Genomic DNA, 3,716 nt, shown 5'->3' with positions numbered 1-3,716 from the left:
CCTGTGGTGTGATTGGAGTACACCCGGGTCATCAACACCACCCCCCCCCCTCCACTAAGGCCGCCGGGGGCCGGCGGGCCGGACGGTCACGCGACACTCGCGACCGCCCGGCCCGCCGCGGCGAACTCGCGGTAGCCGCCCGAGTAGAAGACCAGCGGTTCACCCGCCGAGCGCTGGAAGCGCTCGACCTCCCCGATGAAGATCAGGTGGTCGCCGCCGTCGTAGGTGGTCACCGTACGGCAGGCGAAGTAGGCCAGCGTCCCGGCGAGCACCGGCACGCCGTCGGGACACGGACGGGTCTCCACCCCGGCGAACTTGTCGGGCAGCGGGGTGGCGAACCGCCGCGACAGGTGGTCCTGACCCGCGGCCAGGACGTTGACCGTGAACCGCCCGGCCCCGAGGAAGACCGGCGCGCTCGGCGCCCGCCTGGACAGGCACCACAGGACCAACGGCGGGTCGAGGGAGACGGAGGTGAAGGAGTTGACGGTCACTCCGGCCCGCTCCCCGGCCGGGGTCGCGGTGGTGACCACCGCCACCCCGGTCGCGAACTGGCCGAGCGCCTCGCGCAGCGATCTCATGATGTCTCCTCAGGCGCCGATCCGCGCCAGGTACTCGCCCGCTCCGGCGGGGTCCATGAACCAGCCGGCGTAGTCCGACGGGTCGTCGAAGCCGTTGACGAAGCGGGAGGCCACCTCGGGCAGCCGGCCGGCCGCGGTGAGGAGCTCCAGCACGTGCGGCGGCGGGGGCGCCAGGAGCGCGTTCGTCCAGGCGGTGACGTGCTGGGCGCCGTCCCAGTAGCGCTCGAAGGTCCGCTCCATCCAGGCGGCGTCGAAGGGCCGCTCGCCGTGCTCCAGGATGCTCGACAGGTAGGAGACGGCGCACTTGGCGGCGTTGTTAGCACCCTGACCGGTGATCGGGTCGTTGAGCACGACGACGTCGGCGACCCCGAGGACCGCGGCTCCGGAGGGCAGCGCCGCGACGGGCCTGCGGACGGTCGGGGCGAACCGGCCCGACAGGACGCCGCCCTCGTCGGTGAGCTCGATGCCGCCGCAGCGCTCGGCCTCCCACGGCAGGAAGGTCTCCAGGATCCACCGGCTCCTGGCCAGGTGCTCGGCGGGGGTGCGCACGTCCGACCAGCAGTCCATCGGCCCGCCGGGGACCCCCTCGAACACCATGATCTCGCAGGGGCCGTTGAGGGTGAGCGCGGGGAAGACGAAGTACTCCCCGACCCCCGGGATCAGGTTGAAGCACACCGCAGAGTGTCCGGGCCGGGGCGTGAGGCCGGTGACGTAGGTGACGGCCAGGGCCCGCTGCGGGGCGTCGTACGGCGAGCGCGACCCGTCCCGCTCGAACAGCGAGGCGATCGGCCCCTTGCCGGCGGCGACCAGGACGAGGTCGTACTGGGCGGCGTACGCCTCCAGGTCCTCCACCGTCGCGTCGTGGATGAGGATCTTGCCGCCGAGCCGTTCCACCTCGCCCATCCAGACGGGCATCTTCAGCCGCTGGTCGATCGAGCGGGCGGGCGTGTCGAGCCGGGCCGCCCAGTCGATCGCCCGGCCGCCGCCGGGACCGGGGACGGTGAACTGGATCCCGTCGATCGGCGGGCACCGGTCGGCCCACAGATCCAGGCCGAGCTCGCGCTCATGGCCGAGGGCCGTGCCGAACATGGCCTGGCCCGACATGACGCGGCCGTCGCGGATGTCCTCCGGCGTGCGGTTGGAGACGACGGTGACGTCGTAGCCGTTGCGCAGCAGGCCGGCGGCGAGGTGGAGACCGGCCTGGCCGGCCCCGACGATGAGGATTCTGCGCATGACGATCTGTCCTTTCCAGGTGGGAGGGAGGGGGTCTGGCGGCGCCTGATGAAAAGGTACGGCGGCCGGTACGGGCCGGGCCATCCGCTCAGCGCGGGTCCCATCCATCTGGCGCGGAATCCTCCGGAGCGCCTCCTCGACCACCGGCGGACGGCCGGCGGGGAACGGCGGACGGTGAATGCCGGACAGCCGATATCGGACGGTCAACGCCGGACAGCCAGTGCCGAACGGTGAATGCCGGACAGCTGATACCGGACGGTGAATGCCGGACGGCCGACGCCGGACGGTGAATGCCGAGCGATCAGTGCTGGACAGCCGACGCCAGACGGTGAATGCCGGACGGCCGACGCCAGACGGTGAATGCCGAGCGATCAGTGCTGGACAGCCGACGCCAGACGGTGAATGTCGGACAGCCGACGCCAGACGGTGAATGTCGGACGGCCGACGCCGGACGGTGAATGCCGAGCGATCAGTGTCGGACAGCCGACGCCGGACGGTGAATGCCGGATGGTCAGCGCCGGACAGCCGACGCCGGACGGTCAGTGGCCGCGCAGCGTCTGCGACGGCGCCTGTCCGTACCGCGTGCGGTAGGCCGCGGCGAACCGCCCCTGGTGCAGGAAACCCCACCGCGCCGCCACGCCCGTCACGGTGCACCGGGCGGGGTCGCCGACCACCAGCTCCTCGTGGACCCGGCCCAGGCGCACGTCCCTGAGATAGGTCATCGGGGTCAGGCCGAGATGACGGCGGAAGCCCTCCTGCAGCGAGCGTCCGCTGACGGCCACGGCGCGGGCGACGTCGTCGGTCGTCAGCGGCTGGTGGGCATGGCCGTCGATGAACTCCATCGCCCGGCGCACCACCTTGGGCACGGCGGGGGCACGGGGGGCGTTCAGCCGCTCGTGGTAGTTGGACGGCTGCATGGTGAGCAGGGAGGTGAGCATCGCGTTCTCCAGATGGGCGATCGCCAGCGGCTGCACGGCGAGCCCGTCGTCGTGCTCGGCCTCCCCGACGATCAGGTCGGCCATCGCCCTCCAGGCCCGCGCCCAGCCGGTGGTCATGTCCATGCCCAGGTCGAAGACGATCGGCCGGTCGAGCCGCTCCCCCAGCATCCGCTCCAGCGCGTCCTCGACGGCCGGCCGGTCGAACTTGACGATCAGCTGGGGGCAGCCGGCCTCCCAGCGCATGTCGAGGTGCTCCGACGGCGAGGGCAGGGAGGCCAGCCCGGGGGTCGAGACGATCTCCTGCCGGCCGCACCGGATCAGGCTGCGCCCGGCCAGCGGGATCTGCACCAGGAAGAAGGACTCCAGCTCCCCCGGCTCGATGCGGACGTCGGTCCCGTAGTCCAGGTAGTTCACCCGAACGGCGCCGAGCTGGGCGGAGTTGAACCGCGCGGCCAGCCGCGACACCTCACCGGTCAGCTCCAGCCGGTGCGGGCAGAACACCCGCGCCACCTGCTCCCGGGCCTCGTCGAGGTCCCGGGTGCCGAAAAGCGGCCTGTTGCCGAGCGGGACCCGCTGCCGCGCCTCACCCATCGACGCTCCCACCGTCGGGGGTCCATCGCCCGCTTACGGCGGTGCGGGACCACGCATGACCGGACACGCCGATGATCCCTCTTGCGGGCGCGCCCTTGAATGCGGAGTAGGCGAGCACGGACGCGCGGGTCGCTCACAGGTCCTCCTCGTGGTCTTGGGGTCAGGGTACGGGGGTGACGTGATGATCACTTGGACGTACGGATAATCCGAGTTATGCGTACGTTCACCAGAGGACTTTCGCAACCAGCACCGAAGGGTCACTCTCCAGCCGCTTAGGCGCATGAAGGTAAATCTCGGTCGTCTCTATAGATTCGTGACCAAGAGCCTCTTGGATCTCACGGGGGGATGCGCCACGCTCAAGCGCCAAAGTGGCGAA

The 3,716-nt window shown here is 71.1% G+C and carries 4 protein-coding genes; all 4 read right to left on the bottom strand.

All coding sequences use genetic code 11. The features are described from left to right. Window positions 1-86 precede the first annotated feature (86 nt). Window positions 87-578, bottom strand: a complete 492-nt coding sequence (locus ACWDS7_RS47280) for a flavin reductase family protein (RefSeq protein ID WP_451934645.1) — start codon at window positions 576-578, stop codon at window positions 87-89. Window positions 579-587: 9 nt separating this feature from the next. Continuing rightward, on the bottom strand, window positions 588-1,811 hold the full coding sequence (locus ACWDS7_RS47275; RefSeq protein WP_451934644.1) for a styrene monooxygenase/indole monooxygenase family protein: 1,224 nt from the start codon (window positions 1,809-1,811) through the stop codon (window positions 588-590). A 539-nt stretch (window positions 1,812-2,350) separates the two neighbouring features. Further along, complete coding sequence (locus ACWDS7_RS47270) at window positions 2,351-3,340, bottom strand: AraC family transcriptional regulator (RefSeq protein WP_451934643.1); 990 nt, start codon at window positions 3,338-3,340, stop codon at window positions 2,351-2,353. 223 nt (window positions 3,341-3,563) lie between these two features. Next, window positions 3,564-3,707 carry a tyrosine-type recombinase/integrase gene (locus ACWDS7_RS47265; RefSeq protein ID WP_451934646.1) on the bottom strand — a complete coding sequence of 48 codons (144 nt, stop codon included), beginning with the start codon at window positions 3,705-3,707 and terminating at the stop codon, window positions 3,564-3,566. Between the last annotated feature and the right edge of the window lie 9 nt (window positions 3,708-3,716).

This window comes from Streptosporangium sp. NPDC003464, from assembly GCF_053588315.1.
Note: the sequence above shows the minus strand (reverse complement) of the source record. Positions and strands in the feature narration are given on the sequence as shown.

What these genes read in the sequence shown, in the direction of transcription:
- ACWDS7_RS47270 (WP_451934643.1), bottom strand. Translation starts at nt 3,340, where the DNA reads ATGGGTGAGGCGCGGCAGCGGGTCCCGCTCGGCAACAGGCCGCTTTTC.
- ACWDS7_RS47275 (WP_451934644.1), bottom strand. Translation starts at nt 1,811, where the DNA reads ATGCGCAGAATCCTCATCGTCGGGGCCGGCCAGGCCGGTCTCCACCTC.
- ACWDS7_RS47280 (WP_451934645.1), bottom strand. Translation starts at nt 578, where the DNA reads ATGAGATCGCTGCGCGAGGCGCTCGGCCAGTTCGCGACCGGGGTGGCG.